Source organism: Campylobacter sp. JMF_08 NE1 (genome assembly GCF_027737875.1).
GTDB lineage: Bacteria > Campylobacterota > Campylobacteria > Campylobacterales > Campylobacteraceae > Campylobacter_B.
In genome coordinates, this window is sequence record NZ_JAOVUC010000002.1 from 191,284 (window position 1) to 212,831 (window position 21,548).

The following is a 21,548-nucleotide window of genomic DNA, read 5'->3' on the forward strand; positions in this document are numbered from 1 at the left end:
CACGCTCGCTTCGCTCGCTCGCAATGACAAATCAACCAAATTTCGCTCGCCAGTGTCATTGCGAGGCGACGCAGTCGCCGTGGCAATCTACGAATATAAAATTTAAGGTCAGTAAATTTGCAGTCACTACAAACGGAGCGAAGCAATCTAGTAGCGCAAAATTTCGGCGCAGTATTTTTGCAAAAATATAAAATTTAGCCAAAATTCGAAAAATCGCTCAACGCTAAATTTATGCGGAATTTTGAATTTAAAATTTACTAGATTTCTTTATGGGCACCAAAACAGCTCCTCGCAATGACAAGAAATTTGCGTTTTGGTAATTCAAACTCGTAGATTGCTTCGCTTTCTACGAAAGCTCGCAATGACAAAAATTTTTAAAATTCAAGCCCAAATTTTACTTGAAATTTTGCGTAAAATTTTAAGTAAAATTTATCATAAAATTTCACGCAAATTTCAAACAAAAAGCCAAATTTGACCCGAATTTCAGTCTAAAAGCCTGTCAAATTTGATTTTATAAATTTTATTTAGGATTGTTTGGATATCGCCAAGCGCGCTTTTGTAGCTCTCGATTTTCAAAAAATCGTCATAAACGCTAAATTTCGCATACAAATCGTAAAAATTCTCGCCACTTCTATTTGTGATATTTTTCAGCGTCTCTTTGTGCTTTTCTAGCAGTGTCGAAATCTGCCCCGCAACCTCAAATTTAGAGCGTTTAATCATCTCGCTATCTAAATTTTCGTTTTTTGCTTTTTCGACGGTTTTGGCGGCATTTATGTTCCACTGCTGGTTTCGCACATCTACGCTCGCAACCCTTCTAGTGTGGTCAGCGTCAAGGTCGATCTTAGTCGGCGCATGGTATTCATCGACGCTGAAATCTTGGCCATTTAGCATGATATCGACGAGGCAAAACATAGTCTCTTTGTCGTTTGCGATGTGCAAAACCTCGATGAGATTGTCGCTAGCGTCGTAAGCTGAGGCATAGACGAAGTGAAACTCCACATCTTTTCGCCCGATTCTGGTTTTGGTATGGCACACGCCCTGATACAGCCTCGGAGCCTTGTCGCCGTAAAACCTAATGCGCCCCGCGCTGAATTTCAAAAATATATCGCCCACATCGCCAAAAAGCACATGGCCAGCTCTGAAAGTATCGACTTTGAGATTCGATAACGAAATATTGTAGCGTTTGATACGATCGAAATTTTCGTTTGCCACGCACATATCGCAAATTTCTTTGTTTCTGCCCGCCCAAAATGTCAAAATATCCTCGTTTATAAACAGCTCGCTTGCAACCACGCTATCAATCATTTTCCGCCCTTTGTAAAAAAAATAAAGTTTATATTGTATCCCCCCCCCCTTAAAATGGGCTAAAATTTGGAAAATTTACGAGAAAATTTGAAAATTTTTTGATTTGAATTATTGAAATTTTGGCTTTACTTGATTTATCATTGCAAAGAAAGGTAAAGCCTTAGCAAAGCAGTCTATGAACTTAAAATTTAAGGTTTGTGTTTTTGCAAACTGACACTTCGGAATTTTAAACTCGTAGATTGCTTCTCTTTCTATGAAGGCTCGCAATGACAAATTAGGCAAATTTTCTGACAAATTGGGAAAAATTGCATATTTAATTAATGATAAAATGTGTAAAATTTGAAATTTGGCTGAATTTTGGCTATTTGAATTCAGCCGCGGCAGTATCTAAAAATAAAATTTAACGAAAATTATCTAGCCAAAATTCGTCTAAAAAACGCGCGATAAAATGCACAAAATTTCGATTCTTTTTTTGCATAAATTGCACAAAATACGCTTTGTAAATCCATTTTTTCTTGCAATGTAATCTTATACATATCAGTCTCCTAATAATTTTTTTATTTTATGTAGCACAAAAGACGCCTCATCGCTATCGAGCTCGCAGAGCATTTGACAAATCGCAGTCGCTGCCTGCGGTTTGGTCGTGCCAAGGCGCCAATCCTGGTATGTCCTCATCGACACGCCAAGCTTTTTCGCCATTACAGCGTGAGAAATCTTTTTGCCCATATTTTTTGCCTCGACGGCATTATGCAAAATATTGAATATATCGCTCGTTTCTAACATGCCAAAATTATACAAGTTTTAGGATTAATTATACATTAATCTGTATAATTTATCTAAATTTTGTATTGTTTATAAGCAAAATTAGTAAATTTTTGCGTTATACCGTGTGAATTATACAGAATTTCTCATAAAACAAACATAAAATTTTACAAAATTTCCAAGAATTTTAAGGGAGAAATTTAGCTATGAAACCGCCAAATTTTGCACTCAAAACCAAATTTTGAAATTTCAAAATTTAGCAAACAAACAAGTAAAGTGCTAAAATTTTTGAAAAACCTTGACATTTTGCCACTCAATGTTGTATAATATTAGCAATCAAAACGAAAGAGTGCTAATAAATGAAAACAAACAAGCGTGATTTGATACTTGATTCTATCATCGAAGCCTATTTAGACCTCAACGCTCCGATTGGCTCGTCGCAGTTAGGCGGGCGCATGGAGGTCGCTATACCAGCCTCGACGATTAGGGTGTATTTCAAAAAACTCAGCGACGAGGGCGCAATCACGCAACTTCATGTCAGTGGCGGGCGTATCCCCACAGTAGCAACCATGCAAGATTACTGGCGCGCCAAGCTCGATTTTAGCGAGATTTTATCGCTAAGAGACGGCGATGAGTTAGAAGCAATCTTAGAGGATTTTGATATTTATTGTATGATTTTTAGCGCAGAAAGCGAGTGTTTGACCGAGGTCATAAAGCACGATGAGCGTTTTATGATTTTGGTTTTCGACAAAGATGAGATTATTTTGAAATTTGATAGCAGAATTTTCGAGCTTTTGTCGAATTTAATCGGAATTTCGCTCAAAGATTTGGAAGTCGCCTCTATGCAAATCGGTCTTAGGGAGCTAAACACCAAAATCCGCGAGCTGAAAAACTCAAAAATCGAGTTTATCGCAAACGAAGTCATGGCGTATAAAATTTTTAAAGATGAGAGATTTAAAATTTTGCTAAACCCCTCAATCGCCGTGAATTTTGACAAAAATTTAATCTTTGCGCCCTATTTCGAGCCTGGTTTTATGGGGATAAAATGCCCAGTAAAATTCGAAAACAAGGACGCTACGATGATTTGCGCTGGAAGTGTTTATGAGGATTATGAAAAATTTTTTAAATTTAGTAAAGGAGTAGCATGAGCCAAGAATTTGACGAAAAAACGCAAAATTCAGCAGGTGAATTTGAGGAAAAAGAGCACAAAAACTGCGGCGCTGGTTGCGGCTGCCAAAGCCCGCTAGCGGACGACGGCGATGAATTTAGCGAAGAGTTACAAAGCGAGTGTGAGTGCGAAAGCGCGCAAGATGATGAAATCACTAAGCTACAAAACGAACTTAGCGAGATTACTGATAAATTTTACCGCGCTAGTGCTGATTTCGACAATATCAAAAAGCGTTTGGAGCGCGAAAAAACCACAGCCGTGGAGTATGCGGCGGAAAAATTCGCAAAAGATCTCTTGCCGATAATCGACGCGCTTGAAGAGGCCGCGAAAATCGATATCGAAGGCAACGAACTAGCCGATAAAATCGAAGAAGGCGTGAAGCAATGTATAAATTTGTTTTTAAGCACATTTGAAAAATACGGCATTACGCCGATTTCGACCGAAAGTGGCTACGAGAGCGAAAGCGGTAAATTTTACCCAATCCAACTCGTAGAAAAAGATGGCGCAAAAACGAACGAAATCGTTCAAGTTTTGCAAAAAGGTTACCTTTACAAAGAGCGAATTTTACGCCCTGTAATGGTTATTTTAGCGAAGTAAATTCGCAAATTTACAAAATTTAAAGAAAACAAAATTTAATAAAAAAGGATAAAACATGGGAAAAGTCATTGGAATTGATTTAGGCACAACCAACTCTTGCGTTAGCATTTTTGAGCGTGGCGAAAGCAAGATTATTCCTAACAAAGAGGGCAAAAACACAACTCCATCAGTTGTCGCATTTACCGACAAAGGCGAGGTTTTAGTCGGCGACAGCGCCAAACGCCAAGCCGTAACAAACCCTGAAAAAACGATTTATTCAATCAAAAGAATTATGGGTTTGATGATGAACGAGAAAAACGCGCAAGAGGCCAAAAAACGCCTTCCGTATAAAATCGTAAATCGCAACGGCGCGTGCGCAGTCGAAATCGCAGGCAAAGTTTATACCCCACAAGAAATTTCAGCAAAAGTTTTAATCAAGCTAAAAGAGGATGCAGAGGCTTTCTTGGGCGAGCCTGTGGTCGATGCGGTCATCACTGTGCCTGCGTATTTCAACGATAGCCAAAGAAAAGCGACAAAAGAAGCCGGCACAATCGCAGGGCTAAATGTCCTTCGTATCGTAAATGAGCCAACCGCGGCAGCTTTGGCGTATGGATTAGACAAAAAAGAAGCCGAAAAAATCGTAGTTTATGATTTGGGTGGCGGAACATTTGATGTTACTGTGCTAGAAACCGGCGATAGCGTGGTCGAAGTGCTATCTACTGGCGGAAATGCCTTCCTTGGTGGCGATGATTTCGATAACAAAGTAATCGACTTTTTAGCAAGCGAATTCCAAGCAGAAAACGGAATCGACCTTAAAGGCGATGTCATGGCAATGCAACGCCTAAAAGAGGCCGCAGAAAACGCTAAAAAAGAGCTTTCAAGCGCAATGGAGACAACGGTAAATTTACCTTTCATCACAGCAGATGCCACAGGCCCAAAACACCTTATGAAAACCATAACTAGGGCTAAATTTGAAAGCATGATTGATAGTTTGGTAGATGAGACAATCGACACTCTAAAACGCGTCGTTAGCGAAGCAGGTCTTGGTATGAGCGATGTCAAAGAGGTCGTTATGGTCGGCGGCTCGACTCGCGTGCCACTTGTGCAAGAAGAGGTCAAAAAAGCATTTGGCAAAGAGCTAAATAAAAGCGTCAATCCAGACGAAGTCGTCGCAATCGGCGCAAGCGTGCAAGGTGCTGTTATCAAAGGCGATGTAAAAGATGTGCTTTTACTCGATGTTACGCCACTTAGCCTTGGTATCGAAACACTTGGTAATGTTATGACAAAAATCATCGACAAAGGCACTACAATCCCAACCAAAAAATCGCAAGTCTTCTCGACTGCCGAGGATAACCAATCAGCCGTTACGATCAATGTCTTGCAAGGCGAGAGAGAGTTTGCCAGAGATAACAAATCACTAGGAAATTTCAACCTAGAAGGCATTATGCCAGCCCCTCGCGGTGTGCCTCAAATCGAGGTTGAGTTTAACATCGACGCAAACGGAATTTTAACAGTTACCGCAAAAGACAAAGCCACAGGCAAGGCAACTGATATTCGCATTACTGGTTCAAGCGGTCTAAGCGACGAGGAAATCGATAAAATGGTAAAAGACGCCGAACTTCACAAAGAAGAGGATAAAAAGCGCAAAGAAAGCGTCGATGCTAGAAATCACGCTGACGCTATCGCTCACCAAACAGAAAAATCACTTGCTGAAATGGGCGAAAAAGTCCCAGGCGAGCTAAGAGCAAATATCGAAAGCGCACTAAATGATCTAAAAGAAGTTCTCAAAAACGAAAACGCGACAAAAGATCAAATTGACGCTAAGGTAAATGCCCTAAGCAAGGCGGCTGAGGATCTTTACAAGGCAGCCAGCGCCAACCAAAACCAAGGCGCAAATTCAAACAACGCCAAAAAAGACGATGATGTCATCGACGCAGAAGTCGAATAAATAAAATTTGAGCTAGCTTGCTAGCTCAAATTTCCGCCCAAATTTCCAAAATATCAAATTTTAATTTTATCCATATACATTAATATTCTATATCAATACAAAATTTGCAGGAATTCGATTATTAGCACAAAATCGTGCTAAATTTATTTAAATTTAAAAATTATAATTTTATACATATTAGAAATTTAGGGATTTATTGCAAATTTTATTGATTTAAATCAATAAATTTGATTAATAATTTGTTATAATTTGCCTTGTGTTTCACAAATTTCTTTGAAAGAAAGGATAATTCTATGGACAGACGAGAATTTATCAAAAGTTCAGCAGCTGCTGCTGCGTGTAGTGCCGCTGGAATTTCTGCCCCAAGCCTAGCTAGTGCAGCGGATGGCGAAAAAGACTGGCGCTGGGACAAAGCGGCTTGTCGTTTTTGCGGAACCGGTTGTGGTATTATGGTTGCCACAAAAGGCGGAAAAATCGTAGCTGTAAAAGGCGATCCACTATGCCCTGTAAATCGTGGTCTTAACTGCATTAAAGGTTATTTTAATGCTAAGATTATGTATGGCGAGGACCGTATCACAAAACCTCTTTTGCGTATGAACGAAAAAGGCGAATTTGACAAAAAAGGTAAATTCGGCGAAGTTAGCTGGAAAAAAGCTTTTGATGTCATGGAAGCGCAATTCAGAAAAGCTTACGAGGAAAAAGGTCCAAGCGGACTAGCTGTATTTGGTAGCGGTCAATACACTATCATGGAAGGTGTCGCTGCTGTCAAACTTATCAAAGCAGGTTTTAGATCTCACAATATCGACCCGAATGCTCGCCACTGTATGGCAAGTGCGGTCGTTGCGTTTATGCAAACATTTGGTATCGATGAGCCATCTGGTTGTTTCGATGATATCGAGCTAACTGATACAGTTGTTTGCTGGGGCGCGAATATGGCCGAAATGCACCCAGTGCTTTGGTCTCGCGTAAATGACGCTAAACTTAAAAATCCTGATAAATACAAAGTTGTAAATTTATCAACTTTTTCAAGCAGAACTTCAAGCATAGCTGATATTGAGATTATTTTCAAACCTCATACTGACCTTGCGATTTGGAATTTAATCGCTCACGAGATTGTATATAACCACCCAGAAGCGTTTGATGAGAAATTTGTCAAAGAGCACTGCGTGTTTGCAACAGGTCCAGTTGATATCGGTTATGGTATGAGACCAAATCCAAAACACCCTAAATTTGATCCAAAAGAGGTCGATACAGTAGAAAAAGAGCTATCAAAAGTTCTTAGCGAAAACGAAGGCGTAACACTATCATACCTTGGTATGAAAGCTGGCGACACGCTAGAAAATAAAAGCAATGGCAAAGCTGATGCTCACTGGCTAATCGGTTTTGAAGATTTCAAAAAAGCCTTAGAGCCTTATACACTAGATTTCGTTGCCCAACTTGCCAAAGGCGATGACAACGAAGATTTAGAAACTTTCAAGAAAAAACTTCAAGGATTAGTTGATTTATATGTCGAAAAAGGCAGAAAAGTAGTAAGCTTCTGGACAATGGGTATGAATCAACACCAAAGAGGAACTTGGGTAAATGAGCAAAGCTATATGGTGCATTTCTTGCTAGGCAAACAAGCAAAACCAGGCGAAGGCGCGTTCTCACTAACAGGACAACCAAGCGCTTGCGGAACCGCACGCGAGGTAGGAACTTTCTGCCACAGATTGCCAGCTGACATGGTCGTAGCAAATCCAAAACACAGAGAAATGACAGAAAAAGTATGGCAAATCCCTGCTGGCACAATCAACCCACGCCCAGGCTTCCCTTATGTAAAACTAATGAGAGATATTGAAGACGGAGCGGTTAAATTTGCTTGGGTTCATGTAAATAACCCATGGCACAACACCGCAAATGCTAACCACTGGATCAAAGCAGCAAGAGAAATGGATAACTTCATCGTAGTAAGCGATCCATATCCAGGCGTATCTGCAAAAGTAGCGGATTTGATTTTACCAACTGCTATGATTTATGAGAAATGGGGAGCTTATGGTAATGCTGAGCGTAGAACTCAACACTGGCGACAACAAGTATTGCCAGTAGGCGAAGCGATGAGCGATACATGGCAAATTTTAGAATTCTCAAAACGCTTTAAGATTAAAGATTTCTGGGGCGAGAGAAAAATCGATGATAAGCTAACCTTGCCAGATGTTTTAGAAGAAGCTAAAAAAATGGGTTACGATCCAGAAGATACTCTATTTGATGTATTATTCGCTAACAAACGCGCACTTGAATACAAAGCAGACGATCCAATCATCGCAGGCTTTGACTGCACCGAAGTTTTCGGCGATAGCAGAAATGTCGTAGGAAGCGACGGAGAGGTATTTAAAGGCTATGGATTCTTCGTGCATAAATATCTATTCGAAGAGTATAGAATTTTCGGCGACGGACACGGACACGATTTAGCTGATTTTGATACATATCACAGAGTTAGAGGTCTTAGATGGCCAGTTGTCGATGGTAAAGAGACTCAATGGAGATTTAATACCAAATACGACACTTACGCTAAAAAAGCTAATCCGGACGGCGATTTCGCATTTTATGGTAACCAAGGCGCATTGCCGACAGGCGATATGAAAAGCGCAACCTCAGGCGATGAGAAAACTTCATTTAAAAACAAAGGTAAAATTTTCTTCCGCCCTTACATGGATCCATGCGAAATGCCAAGCGAAGAATATCCGTTCTGGCTATGCACAGGACGCGTCCTAGAACACTGGCACTCAGGCTCTATGACAATGCGTGTTCCTGAGCTTTACCGCGCTGTTCCAGAGGCTCTATGCTTTATGAACAAAGCAGACGGCGATAAAATGGGCATAGCTCAAAATGATATTGTATGGGTAGAATCAAGAAGAGGAAAAGTAAAAGCAAGAGTAGATTTCAGAGGTAGAAATGTTCCGCCTGTGGGTCTTGTTTATGTTCCTTGGTTTGATGAAAATGTATTTATCAACAAAGTTTGTCTAGACGCGACCTGCCCTCTTTCAAAAGAGACAGACTATAAAAAATGCGCAGTAAAAATTTATAAGGCATAATTATGGAAAGACGCGAAGTTTTAGGTTTATTAGGACTGCTTGTAGCAGGCGGAAGTGGATTTTGTGAATTTGCCAGAGCAGAGGATAAAATCCGTCTAAGACCGCCAGGTGCCCTTGATGAAAAAGAATTTATGAGCAAATGTATTCGTTGCGGGCTGTGCGTCGAAGCATGTCCATTTGATACGCTAAAACTAGCAGAATTTGGCGATAGCGGAGTGCCAAACGGAACTCCGTTTTTCCAGCCAAGACTAACTCCATGCTATATGTGCCAGGATATACCTTGCACAGTAGCGTGCCCGACTAGCGCGTTAGATAAACAAAAAGTTAGCGAAAATGACAAATTAAATATCAACAAAGCTCAAATGGGCGTTGCGGTAGTAGATCAGAAAAACTGCGTTGCATACTTTGGAATTCAATGCGACGCATGTTATAGAGCCTGCCCTGTCATGGATAAGGCACTATTTATCGAATACAAACGCAACACAAGGACAGAAAAACACGCATTTTTACTACCTGTTGTAGATAGCGATTACTGCACAGGGTGTGGAAAATGCGAAAAAGCCTGTATAACCGAAAAAGCAGCCATTACGGTGCTACCACGAAATTCAGTTTTAGGCAAGGTAAATGACAACTATGTCAAAGGTTGGATCGAAGGCGATGACGCGAAGCTAAAAGACGCTGATAGCCAAATCAACTTAAATTTGAAAAAAGGTATTGACTACTTAAACGGAGGCGAGCTATGAAATACACACTTTTAAGAAGATTAGTTCAATTCCTAATCCTTGGCCTTTTCATAGCCGGAAACTGCTATGGATTTAAAATTTTGCAAGGAAATTTAAGTTCGTCAGTGCTTTTTGGAGTTATAAATTTAAGCGATCCTTTTGCCGTGCTTCAACTATTTTTGGCAAGTTTTAGCCTAGGTGCGCTTAGCATGGTTGGCGCGTTAATCATATTTGCGTTTTACGCTTTGATTGCGCCACGAGCTTTTTGCGGTTGGGTATGTCCTATCAATATCCTAACAGATTTGGCAGCTTGGATAAGAAAAGTTTTAAATATCCAAACTAAAATGTTTAGCGTCAGCAAAAACGCTAGATACTATTTGTTAGTTTTAGTCCTACTTTGTAGCGGATTGTTTAGTATAGCAGCCTTTGAGATACTAAATTTCGTCGGATTTTTCACAAGAGCGGTCGTTAGCCTTAGCGTTAGTGCATTTAGTATAGCCGCAATCATTGTGATATTTGAAATTTTCGCAGGAAATAGAATAATATGTTCCCATATATGCCCACTAGGGGGATTTTGGGCGATAGCAAGTAAATTTAGCTTAATTCGCATTTATCATAATGCAAACAAATGCACCAAATGCAACAAATGCAAGAGCGTTTGCCCTGAGGTTCAGGTGTTAAAAATGGTCTCAAAAGAGAGTTTTAAAATCGATTCTGAGTGCATAAGTTGCGGTAGATGTGTCCAAATTTGCGATGATGATGCGTTAAATTTTAGCATACTAGGAGTAAAAAAATGAAAAAGAAATTTGCTTTTTTAAGCCTTGTTGCAGCTACAATTTGTTGTTTGGGTTTGAGCGGTTGCCAAGATGAAAAAGGCAAAGCGAGCTCAAATACAAACCAACCAGTAGCGCAAACACAAGCCGCCTCAGCACCTGCTGCTACTAACGAAGTAAAAGCAGAAGCGCCTAAGGCAGAGGTAGCGCCAGCTGCTGCACCACAAGAACCAGTCGCACCAGCGCCGGTTGCTGAGAAAAAGGAAGATATACCAAATTTAGAGCTTGCGCAAAGTCCTAAATTTAGAGAGGATTACACTAACGAAAACCTAACCTTGCCTACCTATGAGGTAAAAGGTGGCGCACCAGGCGAAAATATGGTATTCGAGAGAAGCTTTGAGAACGCTCCTCCGCTAATCCCACATACTTTGGACGATATGCTACCTATCACAGCCGAAAACAACATGTGCACCACATGCCACCTTCCAGAGGCTGCACAGGCTATGCAGATCAAATCAGTCCCACAAAGCCACTTAGCAGATTTGCGTGATGAGAATCAAAAGAGCCTTGATGGCGCACTTTCTATGGCTAGATATGACTGCGTTTCTTGCCATGTTATTCAAACAAACGCAACCGAGCTAGTTCAAAACAAATTTGAAGCAGATTTTAGTCGCTTTGCAGACTCAAATACTAGCTCAAATTTGCTTGACATTTTAAATCAGGGTGCTGATATCAAATAACCATTTTGTTGTGAGTTTGGACCTCCAAACTCACACAAAATTTACGAGGTAAAAAATGAAAAAATTATTCGTTGCTTTTATCTTTTTAGCAACCTTTCTTTTTGCAAATGACAAAGTCATAGTAGATGGCAACATCGCGATTTTAAAGCAAATGGATGAGAAAATCTATGTTGGCACGGATACTGGAAAGCTTTTTAGTATAAGCGGGAGCGATGAGAACGCTACTCTTGTTTTAGCTCTTCCGCAAGTCAAAAGCTATGTCGATGGCGATATCGATTCTAAGGTCATCGATGTCGATAAACTAGGTGAAAAATTTGCCCTTTTGATAAATGGCGATTATATGCACAAAAAACTCGCCGTGTATGAAAATGGCACGCTTGACACCTTTGATTTGCCGATAACTGGTATCAAAAGACTATTTTTGCTCGATGAAAACACCATGATTTTACTAGGCGTGGGAAGCGAAATTTTATACTACGACATAGCCTCAAAATCGGTGAAATTTGAGCACAAAATTTCAGATTCGCCTTTTGGTGGCGTGAGCTTTGACCGCGAGAAAAATTTATTGCTTCTTTCAAACGAAGGCGGTATGATTTACTTTTTTGACACAAAAGAGAAAAAATTCTTACGCGAAAAAAGTATCCACAAAGACAATGTCTTCAATGTAGCCTTTGTAGGCGAGAGGGTGATAACTGGCTCAAACGACAAAACCTGCTACTACGAAAACGCAAGAGAGTCTAAGCTTTTCGAAACTGGCTTTATCGTGTATAGCGTGGCATTAAGCGAGGATTTTGGCGCATTTACGACACTTGATGGCATAAATATCATAAACAAAGCTGGAAGCGTCATCAAAAAAATCCCTTATGATGGCGAAATCATAAACAACATGACATTTTATGGCGATTACTTAGTTGGCGCAGGATACGACAAAACAATTCATTTTTGGAGCTATAAATGAACATTTCAAGTGTGATAATCTACACAGATAATAAGACAAATTTGGACGAGCTTAGCGCTCTCGTGGCAAAGATAGAGTTTTGCGAAGTCGTAGCTGCACAAGATGGCAAAATCGTAGCGACTATCCAAACCGAGAGCCTAGATCAAGAGTTGGGCGCATTTAAGGCCATGCAAGCCCTAAAAGGTGTAAGCGATGTAGCTATGATATACTCATACCAAGACCTAGACGAACAAATCGACGCCGCGAACAGCAACAATATAGAAGAGATTATGCAAAAAATCGACGATGAGCCAGAAATCAAAAAAATCAAATACGGCGGTAGTTTAAATATCTAAATTTACCTCTTTTTAAAGGCTGAATTTGGCAGAATTTGGCCTTTTTATAAATCCAAAACTTACTAAAAATTTCAAAACTTACCGATAAACTTACCTTAAAGATAGAAAAAAACGATAATTTAGCTGATTAAAATTGCGTATAGAAATGTTTTGGTGACCCATAGGAGACTCGAACTCCTGTTACCGGCGTGAGAGGCCAGTGTCCTAACCGCTAGACGAATGGGCCACAAAAAATAAGAAATATGATTTTACCCAAAGGATTATAAATTTTAGATAAAATTGAAAGCAAATTTGCGCTAAATTTCAAATTTTAAGTTAAATAGCTAAATTTAAAATCAAATTTTGAAATTTGGCGCGGAAATGAACAGCCCGCCAAGACAGTGTCTGAAAACAGCGAAATTTTCTCTCAAATCAACCTAAATTTGCGCACAAATTCAAATTCAACGAGCAAATTTTAAATACAAATTCTGCGGGCAAATTTAGCGCAATTTCAAATTCACAATTTCAAATTCACAATTTCAAATTCACAATTTCAAATTCACAATTTCAAATTCACAATTTCAAATTCACTCAAATTCTACAAGCAAATTTAACGCATTTTCCCTATTTTTTCGTGATTTTATATAGTAGATTTCCCACGCTTTGGATAATCTGCACGACTACTATCAAAATCACGACCGTATAAGCCATGATGTCAGGACGGAAACGCTGGAATCCATACCTAATCGCCACATCGCCCAGTCCGCCACCGCCGACCGTGCCAGCCATAGCCGTAAATCCGATAATCACAATCAAAGTAAGCGTAATAGCGTTTATTATCGCAGGCAGTGCCTCGACGAACATCACGCGGAAGATTATCTGCGACTTACTCGCCCCGAAGCTCTTCGCAGCCTCGATTACGCCGGGATCGACCTCGACTAGCGCACTTTCGATTAGACGCGCGATAAATGGCGCGGAGCCGATTGTTAGAGGCACGATCGCCGCCGTGGTGCCGATACTCGTGCCTACGAGCATTTTCGTAAATGGAAACAGCACGATTAGCAGGATAATAAACGGAAAACTTCGCAAGATATTCACCACGATATCAAGCACGGCGTATAGCGAGCGGTTTTCGTATAGCCCGCCAGCGCGCGTGAGCACCAGCACGATAGCTAGCACGCTACCTAGCAAAAACGCCAAAAATGTCGATACGAAGGTCATATACAGCGTATCTCGCGTCGCTTCTAACAAAAGCGAAGTAATCTGTGAATTAAAAAATCCCTGTATGCTCTCAAACATTCCAATCTCCAAATTTAAACTATCTCAAATTTATGCCAAAACTCTTCGTCGCGCTCGATAAGCCCCCTAGCTACCAGAGTTTCTAGCACTTCGCGCGAACACAGCGTCTCGCCCGGCCACTGCCTATCATACCCGTCCTGCACGCCCTTGCTAGTAGCGTCGATTCCGATATGCTCGCCATTTATAAAAACATCGCGCAGAGCGTCGATATTATTCACCACACGCCAAAGGCTCATATACAGGTTGTTTGGGTCGTTTTTCTCATCTGTGAAAATCAAAATTTTAAAATTCGCCCCAGCTTCCTTGCAAAGCAGTTCAAAGGTCTCCCTCACACTCGAAGATTTTTTCAAATTCACAAGCACAAAGGGATTTTTGCACTCGGTAAAGTGCTGCGCTAGGGAGACTACATCTTTTTTGACATTATGAAAGCTCTCTAACAAATCCTCATCGCTAAGCACCTGTGGCGCAGGACTCGCGCTATCTTGCGAAACATCAACGCCAAGCTTACCGCCAAAGCACGCATTTGGGCTAGCGTGATCTAGTTGGTCGCACACACCCTCGCTAAATGTGAGCGATCTAGGCGAAATCCTATCAAGGATAAATTTTGCTAGCGCCCTGTAATCGCCCAAATTTGGCGCATCTTCACCCACAAAAATCGCGTGTTTTACGAAGCTCATCTGCCCCACGCCCCAAAATGCGTGCATTAACTGCTGTGCGTGCGCTGGGTAGCGAGAGTGAAATTTAGCCAAAATCAGGTTGTGAAAAACCCCATTTTCAGGCATACGATAATCAATCAAATCAGGCGCGCTCGTGCGAAAAAGTGGCAAGAAAATGCGCTCTGTGGCGTATCCCATAAATTTATCTTCTAGTGGCGGTTTGCCCACGACCGTGGCGGCAAAAATCGGATTTGTCTTGTGCGTGATAGCCTCCACTCTCATCACCGGAAACGGCAAAATCGGCGTATAAAAGCCCGTATGATCACCAAATGGTCCCTCATCGCACATCTCGCCAGGCTCCACGAAGCCCTCTATCACGAAATCCGCGTCATGCGGGACATAAATATCGTTTGTGATGGACTTGACTAGGCAGGCTGGCTCTTTGCGGATAAATCCATAAAGCAAAAGCTCGAAAACACCCTTTGGCAGGGGCGCTTGACCGCACCAGATATACAGCGGATCGCCACCGATCGCCACTGATACTGGCATTTTGCGCCCAGCGCGCGCGTATTCGTGATATAAATGCGCGCCGTCTTTGTGGATTTGCCAGTGCATGCCAAGGCGGTTTTTATCATAGACTTGCAAGCGATACATGCCCAAATTTTGGGTATCACCGTTTAAATCTTTCGTATAGACCTGCCCCATAGTGATAAACGCTCCGCCGTCGTTTTTCCAAGTTTTTAGGATAGGAAGCGCGCCCAAATCGACATCCGCGCCAGTATGCACCACCCCCTGACACTCGCCCTGCACTTTTTTTCTTTTTGTAAAAACCTTGCGAAGCGATACTAAATACGAGAGAAAATCTATTTTTTCTTTAAAATTCTTTGGTTTTTTTGGCTTCAAAAGTGCTTCGATTTCGCCTGCGATTTCCTCTACTTCACGGCCTAAAATCAAATTTAGCGCCTCGAAACTTCCAAAAATATTTGTCAGCACAGGCGCAAATTTCGCCCCAGATGAATTTGTCGGGTTTAAAAAAAGCAGAGCTTGCGAATTTGGCTTTTTCACCTCGATATAGCTGATATGAGCGATTTCTAAATCTATATCGCAAGGCTCAGCGATAATGCGCAAAAGCCCAGCCTTGTGGAGTTTGTGAATCCAAGGATTGCTTGTAATGAGATTTTCTATATTTTCTACACTTTTCATTCACACCTCCTAAATTTAAAAAAACAGATTTTTCTCGCGCGGTTTTTGGCTCAAAAAACTCACTATATCGGCGCGGTTGCCGTAAATCAGGGCATAGTGAAACTCTGGGATTGTTTTTAGCATTTCGAGTTTTGAAAATCTAAAATCGATTGCGGTTTCGCCAAACTCATGGTCCCAGCTCGCGCAAATTAAAATTTTATCCCTAAATTTAGCCCGCAAATACTGCGCCGCGCGCACAAAAAGCTCTTTATCACTTTCGATGATAAAGGCGCGGTAACTCTCGCCAAAAGGGGTAATATTTAAAAATTTATCCACGAAAATCGGCTCAAAATGGCTTAGAGTGCTGAAATTTTGAAGTCTAAATTCGATATTTTTGCGCCCCAAAAATTTCAAAATTCCGCATAAATCTGGCAGGAAAATTTGTGGAAAAACTAAATTTGAATAATAAATTTCATCATAAATAAAACTCGAATAAAATATCGACCCGCTGTAAGTTTCGCTTAAATTTTCATCTTTTTCGATTTTTTGATAGCTAATCTCCAAAAGCTGCAAAAATTCCCTATTTTTGGTGAAATAAATGTGCTTTTGCTCGTGGCTGATTAGATGAATAAAAAGCTCGTGAAGCGTATTTGGAGCAAAAATCAGGTTTTTTGGCACGCTGATAAAGCGCAAAATCGAGGCTTGGATTTCATCAATTAGCACGAATTGATGACGCCAAATATCGCCTAAAAATTTAATCATTCTAAGCAAGGCGACATTTAAATTTTCGACCTTGATAAAGGCGACCTCGTCGTTGCTAACCTTAAAATCACTATCAAAAATCACGGCATAAGCGCCGTTTGCAATAGCCATCTCGACATCTTTTGCGCTCGCATTTACCGCTATGAAGGCTGCTTTTTTGTGAATTTTATGCGCACAAATAGAAAAACTCTCCACCGCCGAAACACTCGGGCGGTTTAGCATTTTTCCATTTACAATGCGGACTAGATTGGCTAAATTTGTCATTGTTTAATCGCCAAAATGCGTAAATTCGCGCTAAATTTTAGCAAAATTTGTGCCGAAATTTGGGAGATAAACAGCACAAACCTACCCTACTCGCGCGCCGTTTTTTACTTCGCCATGTGTGCCAAGAAGCGTAAGTTTGCCGTCTTCCGCGCTTAAAATCATACCTTGGCTAATGTGTCCGAAAATTTTGGCTGGTTTTAGGTTTGCTAGGACGCAGACTTGTTTGCCGATTAGTTCTTTTGGACTATAAAATTTAGCGATACCGCTGATGATTTGGCGCGGAGCCTCCTCGCCTAAATCAACCATAAATCTTAGCAATTTATCGCTACCCTCGATATTTTCGCACTCCAAGACCTTGCCTACTTTAATCACGCATTTTGCAAAATCATCGATTTTAATCTGCGCCTCAGCGTTTTCATCTTTTTTAGGCTCGACACTTGCCTCTGGTCTGCTCATAAGCTCGCTTTCTACCTTCGCAAACAGCGGCTCACACGCACTCGCGCTATAATCCAATAACTCGCCGCGAAGACAGAGTTTTTCGTAAATTTCAGTTGAAATTTTAAATCCAAGCGCAGAGGCGATTTTATCCGCAGTTTTTGGCATTGCAGGGCTTAAAAGCACAGCAACTTTTGCCAAAATATTGGCTACAAGTGCCACAAGCGCATTTGCCTTTTCGCTCTCGCCATTTTTTATCAAATTCCACGGCTCGTATTTTGCAATCGCGCCATTTGCCAGCGCAAGAGCCTTCCAAAGCTCCTCTAAATAGCGATTTGTCGCGACTTCTTCAAGTTGAGCAATCGCCGAGCTTATCAAAGTATTTGCCTCGTTTATCTCGTCTGTGTAGTATTTTAAGACATCTTTGGAGTTTATGATATTTGCCGAATACTTCGCGCTCATACCAATAATGCGGTTTAATAAATTTCCAAGTTCGTTTGCAAGTTCTGAATTTATGCGACTAATGATAGCTTTTTGCGAAAAATCGCCGTCTTGACCAAACGGCACCTCACGGAGCAAAAAGTATCTAAACTGCTCCAAACCATAAGCCTCAGCCACTTCGGCAGGATTTACGACATTGCCTAGACTTTTGCTCATTTTGCGTCCGTCCCTAGTCCACCAGCCGTGCGCTGCGATAGTGCGTGGCATAGGCAAATTTAAGCTCATCAAAAACGCCGGCCAATACACAGCGTGAAATCTCAAAATATCCTTGCCGACTATATGAAGCGTGTCGCCCCAAAAGTCCATTTTAGCGTCATCTACACCATAACCTATGGAAGTGAGATAATCCATCAACGCGTCTAACCAGACATAAATCACATGTTTATCATCTTTTAGTTCGCTTGGAATTTTAATCCCCCAATCAAAGCCTGTGCGTGTGATAGAAAGGTCTTTTAAGCCACTTTTTACAAAGCTTATAACCTCATTTTTCTTACCCAAAGGCAAAATACACTTATCGCTCTCATACCATTTTAAGAGCCTATCGCCATAAGCACTGAGTTTGAAAAAATAGCTTTCCTCTTTTAAAATTCTAGTTTTTTTGCCACAATCAGGGCAGTATTCGCCGTCTATTAGCTGATTTGACGGGAAAAAACTCTCGCAACTAACGCAGTAATTCCCCTCGTATTCGCCCTTGTAAATATCGCCATTTTCATACATTTTGCGAAATACATTTTGCACGCCTATTTCGTGGTTTTTATCTGTCGTTCTTGAATACATATCGTAAGAAATTTCAAATTTATCCCATAATTCTCTGAATTTCGCACTGATTTCATCTGCGTATTGTTGCGGTGTTTTGCCCCGTTTAGCAGCGGCTTCTTCGATTTTTTGACCATGTTCGTCGGTGCCGGTTTTAAAGATAACCTCATGCCCTTGCAAACGATAAAATCTAGCCATAGTATCGCAGATAATCGTAGTATAAGCATGCCCGATATGCGGGACATCATTGACATAATAAATAGGCGTTAGTATGTATTTTTTCATCTTTTTCCTTGGGTTTGGTTTATATTATTGGCTGATATCTGCGCCACTTAGCTGATATGAAACATAGCCAGTTTCTGGGCGTATAGTTATAACAGAGCTATCGCCAGCGTCATTTGTAAGTGTAATCCTGCAATCAGTAACAAATACTTTATCATAAGGCGTCTTAGAACTCTTTAAGTTTCCCATTGGGCGTCCAATATGATCAAACGAAATAGTATGATTATTAGCTTCACCACAACCAGTAAAAGCAATATTTGTAATGCCATATTTGCCTTGTAAATTTAGCTTATTATTCATCAAATCGCCTCTGTTGTTAAAAGCTTGATTAGCAAAACCAGAGGTTAAAAGTCTAGCTGGATTTTGTGGATCTCTAGCAATTTGGTTTATGCCATTTGGATTACCACTTAGACTAGTATCCTCATATATAGTATATCTCCACCCAGTAGCATGACCAGCCGTAGCCGCATTGTGGAATTGAATTCTCCATGCTTTTTTATACCAATCAGCGTCATTTGCGTCAAATTTATTATCATACATCGCTAATTGTTGTGTATAGCGTATGTGTGATACGAGCTGATCACTCGCTTCGACTAGGGCATTTCGCTCTGTTTGGGGAACTGCAACCGCTGCAAGTATCCCAACTATAACTACAATAAAAATAAGTTCAATTAATGTGAAACCTTTTCTCATAATTTTTACCTTTCATAAAAATTCGCTATATTTTAACATAAAATTTCGCAATTTGAACGCCTAGTTTATAAATATCAATACTTTGATCGAAATTTCTTTCATTTTTTTCCTCTATTATGGCCTCAAAACCTTTGTTTATACCATAAAATTTAAGCCTTAACTGCATTTGCTCATCATCGCAAAGCACGCTTGCAACCCCGCGCTTTTTTAACTCATTAGCTAAATTTTTTGCCACATCAAATTTATAAATGAAATGTTTGCTAGGGCGATTTTGAAAAAACACCACATACATCGCGTCGCTAAAAATCACAGAAAAATAGCTAAAAACCAAGCTAAAAAGGCTAAGACCAAGCGCAAATTTGTGAAAAGAGCGAAATCTAGGGAGCCTTACTCTGTATGAATTAAACACGACCCGCACGATTAGTGGCGTCGCAATCACGCAGTATGGAAGCATCATCTCCATAGCCACACGCTGTCTAAGCGAAAAAATCAGTGCCAAACAAAACGCGCTAGTAGCGATATACCAGAGCAAATCTTTGTTTTCTTTAATCCAAATTCGATAAATCGCATAGACAAAAAACAAAAAAACAAAAGGCGAAAACGCCCCCGCAAATACGCCAAGAGCGTCTAGGAAATACCCGCGCGGTTTGCCCTGCGTGTCGATATCATAAAAGAGTATGCTAAATATAAAAAGCGCCAAATTTAGCACGAAAATTTCTCGCTTCCCAGATCTCAAAGCCCAAATTCCAAAACCGATATAAAGCATAAAAAACGCCCTATCGATAAAGGCGCTAAGCACCAAAACAGCGATTAACGCACCCCAGTTTTTGGTTTTGGCAAAATAGTATGCCAAAAGCGTAGCAAAGATAATAATGCCGGCTGGATTTAGCAAAATCGCACTACTCATCGAAGCAGGAAGCCCCATAAATAGCGCAGTTGCGACAAGTCTATCGAATCTGCGTTTTAGGGTAAATTTTGAAATTTTATAAATCAAGGCGCAGTTTATGAAATGCAAAATCAAAAAAGGCGCCCTTAGCGCGTAATCATTTTGAGAGAAAATTTTGCACGAAACATTTGCTATGAGCGAAGTTAGGCTGTTTTGGTTATAAAAAATTTCAGCCTCGTAGTAGCTTATGCTTAAATTTGATATGGCGTAAATCAAAAAAAGCGCGTCAGCACAAAACAAAATCGCTAGGATTAAAATTTCGTTTTTAATGATTTTTTCTAAGCTCATATCGTTTTAGTTTCCATATAAAAAATATCGACGCCATAACCACCACGCAAAGCGCGCTTAAAAAGGCTCCCCAGCCAAAGCTATCATACAAAAATCCAGGCACGAAACTCCCCAAAGCCCCGCCACAATAATAAAAACTAATGTAAAGTCCGTTTGTAATGCCCTTGTGAGCGGTGGCCTTTTTATTGACATGCGCAGTGGCGACCGAGTGCGCCATAAACGAGCCGAAATAAAACACTATCATCGAACCAAAAATCACGCCGAAACTCTCCACATGCAAAAGCAAAAGCGCGATGAAATATATCAAAAACCCTATCATAATCGCGTTTGTCGGACCCTTGCAAAAATTCGCAATTCGCGCGACATTAAAGGAAATAAAAACTCCCACGATATAGCCAAAATACATAAAGCCGATTTTCGAGCCGTTAAATTCGCCAAGAAGCCTTTTTAGCTCAAATGGCAAAACATTTAGCGTAGCTTGAAAGACAAAGCACATGCCAAAAATCGCGCAAAAAATATAGATATTTCGCGGAATTGATAAAATTTGGGCTATGTTGCGAATTTTAGGCTTTACAAGGCTGATTTTAATCACAGGCAAAATTTTATAAAGTAGCGCGCTCACGCCAAATGCAAGCACTCCAAGCACAAAAAAGAAAAATCTCCACCCAAACAAATCGGTAAAAAATCCGCTCAAAAATCGCCCGATAAATCCCCCAGCTATCGTCATACCCACATACGCGCCGATTGCGCTGGCTAGGTTTTGTTTGTTTGCGCTTTGGGAGATGTAGCTCATTATCCCAGTCAGGGCCGCTGGAACGATGAAGCCTTGGATTATGCGAATAGTAAGCAAAATTTCATAACTATCTGCAAAAGCAAAGCAAATTTCGCTCGCGCCAAATACAAAAAACACCCCCACTAGGACATTTTTAATCGAAACTTTTTCTAAAATATAGCCATAAATTATCGAAGCAAATGCAAGTGGAGCCAAAATCGCAGTGGTAAAAAGCGAGGCTTTAAATTTTGAAATTTCCAAAATTTGCTCGAAATGCGGTTGCAGGGGCTGTGGCGCATACATAATGCACATTGCTAAAACCGCACAAAAATATAAAATCAAAAAATTAAAATTCTTCACAGCCCACTTCTAAAT

General features: G+C 40.6%; 18 protein-coding genes and 1 tRNA gene. 9 read left to right on the forward strand and 10 right to left on the reverse strand.

Features of this window, described 5'->3' with window-relative positions:
* Positions 1 to 483: 483 nt before the first annotated feature.
* Positions 484 to 1,305 (reverse strand): hypothetical protein, encoded by an 822-nt coding sequence (locus tag OFN91_RS02910; protein ID WP_270873209.1) that lies wholly within the window; start codon positions 1,303 to 1,305, stop codon positions 484 to 486.
* A gap of 537 nt (positions 1,306 to 1,842) precedes the next feature.
* Positions 1,843 to 2,088: an XRE family transcriptional regulator gene (locus OFN91_RS02915; RefSeq protein WP_270859471.1), complete on the reverse strand. Its 246-nt coding sequence runs from the start codon at positions 2,086 to 2,088 to the stop codon at positions 1,843 to 1,845.
* A 338-nt stretch (positions 2,089 to 2,426) separates the two neighbouring features.
* Here OFN91_RS02915 and OFN91_RS02920 point away from each other — a divergent pair, with 338 nt between their 5' ends.
* The 9 genes from OFN91_RS02920 (at position 2,427) to OFN91_RS02960 (ending at position 12,358) form a co-directional block, all read left to right on the forward strand.
* Positions 2,427 to 3,215: an HrcA family transcriptional regulator gene (locus tag OFN91_RS02920; RefSeq protein WP_270869799.1), complete on the forward strand. Its 789-nt coding sequence runs from the start codon at positions 2,427 to 2,429 to the stop codon at positions 3,213 to 3,215.
* Positions 3,212 to 3,832, forward strand: coding sequence for a nucleotide exchange factor GrpE (locus tag OFN91_RS02925; protein WP_270873210.1), 621 nt, complete (start codon positions 3,212 to 3,214; stop codon positions 3,830 to 3,832). Before OFN91_RS02920 ends, OFN91_RS02925 begins: the two co-directional genes overlap by 4 nt.
* A 55-nt stretch (positions 3,833 to 3,887) precedes the next feature.
* Positions 3,888 to 5,759 (forward strand): molecular chaperone DnaK, encoded by a 1,872-nt coding sequence (dnaK, locus tag OFN91_RS02930; protein WP_270873211.1) that lies wholly within the window; start codon positions 3,888 to 3,890, stop codon positions 5,757 to 5,759.
* 293 nt (positions 5,760 to 6,052) lie between these two features.
* Complete coding sequence (napA, locus tag OFN91_RS02935; protein ID WP_270873212.1) at positions 6,053 to 8,830, forward strand: nitrate reductase catalytic subunit NapA; 2,778 nt, start codon at positions 6,053 to 6,055, stop codon at positions 8,828 to 8,830.
* A gap of 2 nt (positions 8,831 to 8,832) precedes the next feature.
* Complete coding sequence (napG, locus tag OFN91_RS02940; RefSeq protein ID WP_270866451.1) at positions 8,833 to 9,573, forward strand: ferredoxin-type protein NapG; 741 nt, start codon at positions 8,833 to 8,835, stop codon at positions 9,571 to 9,573.
* Positions 9,570 to 10,349 (forward strand): quinol dehydrogenase ferredoxin subunit NapH, encoded by a 780-nt coding sequence (gene napH, locus OFN91_RS02945; protein ID WP_270873213.1) that lies wholly within the window; start codon positions 9,570 to 9,572, stop codon positions 10,347 to 10,349. Before napG ends, napH begins: the two co-directional genes overlap by 4 nt.
* Positions 10,346 to 11,065, forward strand: coding sequence for a nitrate reductase cytochrome c-type subunit (locus tag OFN91_RS02950; RefSeq protein WP_270873214.1), 720 nt, complete (start codon positions 10,346 to 10,348; stop codon positions 11,063 to 11,065). The genes napH and OFN91_RS02950 overlap by 4 nt, the downstream gene beginning before the upstream one ends.
* Before the next feature lie 55 nt (positions 11,066 to 11,120).
* Positions 11,121 to 12,023, forward strand: a complete 903-nt coding sequence (locus OFN91_RS02955; protein WP_270873215.1) for a WD40 repeat domain-containing protein — start codon at positions 11,121 to 11,123, stop codon at positions 12,021 to 12,023.
* Complete coding sequence (locus tag OFN91_RS02960; protein ID WP_270873216.1) at positions 12,020 to 12,358, forward strand: chaperone NapD; 339 nt, start codon at positions 12,020 to 12,022, stop codon at positions 12,356 to 12,358. The genes OFN91_RS02955 and OFN91_RS02960 overlap by 4 nt, the downstream gene beginning before the upstream one ends.
* A gap of 151 nt (positions 12,359 to 12,509) precedes the next feature.
* On the opposite strand, the gene OFN91_RS02965 is transcribed toward OFN91_RS02960, so the two are convergent.
* The 8 genes from OFN91_RS02965 to OFN91_RS03000 all read right to left on the reverse strand — a co-directional run bounded on the left by OFN91_RS02965 (position 12,510) and on the right by OFN91_RS03000 (position 21,533).
* Positions 12,510 to 12,584: transfer RNA gene (locus OFN91_RS02965), tRNA-Glu, on the reverse strand.
* A 377-nt stretch (positions 12,585 to 12,961) separates the two neighbouring features.
* A complete protein-coding gene (locus OFN91_RS02970) occupies positions 12,962 to 13,636 on the reverse strand; it encodes a methionine ABC transporter permease (protein WP_270859153.1) in 675 nt (224 codons plus the stop codon).
* A 14-nt stretch (positions 13,637 to 13,650) separates the two neighbouring features.
* On the reverse strand, positions 13,651 to 15,495 hold the full coding sequence (locus OFN91_RS02975; RefSeq protein ID WP_270873217.1) for a menaquinone biosynthesis decarboxylase: 1,845 nt from the start codon (positions 15,493 to 15,495) through the stop codon (positions 13,651 to 13,653).
* 15 nt (positions 15,496 to 15,510) lie between these two features.
* Positions 15,511 to 16,500 (reverse strand): hypothetical protein, encoded by a 990-nt coding sequence (locus OFN91_RS02980; protein WP_270873218.1) that lies wholly within the window; start codon positions 16,498 to 16,500, stop codon positions 15,511 to 15,513.
* Positions 16,501 to 16,581: 81 nt separating this feature from the next.
* Complete coding sequence (gene metG, locus OFN91_RS02985) at positions 16,582 to 18,477, reverse strand: methionine--tRNA ligase (protein ID WP_270873219.1); 1,896 nt, start codon at positions 18,475 to 18,477, stop codon at positions 16,582 to 16,584.
* Positions 18,478 to 18,501: 24 nt separating this feature from the next.
* Positions 18,502 to 19,167, reverse strand: coding sequence for a type II secretion system protein (locus OFN91_RS02990; RefSeq protein ID WP_270873220.1), 666 nt, complete (start codon positions 19,165 to 19,167; stop codon positions 18,502 to 18,504).
* 25 nt (positions 19,168 to 19,192) lie between these two features.
* Complete coding sequence (locus OFN91_RS02995; RefSeq protein ID WP_270873221.1) at positions 19,193 to 20,401, reverse strand: hypothetical protein; 1,209 nt, start codon at positions 20,399 to 20,401, stop codon at positions 19,193 to 19,195.
* Positions 20,379 to 21,533 carry an MFS transporter gene (locus tag OFN91_RS03000; protein WP_270873222.1) on the reverse strand — a complete coding sequence of 385 codons (1,155 nt, stop codon included), beginning with the start codon at positions 21,531 to 21,533 and terminating at the stop codon, positions 20,379 to 20,381. Before OFN91_RS03000 ends, OFN91_RS02995 begins: the two co-directional genes overlap by 23 nt.
* Between the last annotated feature and the right edge of the window lie 15 nt (positions 21,534 to 21,548).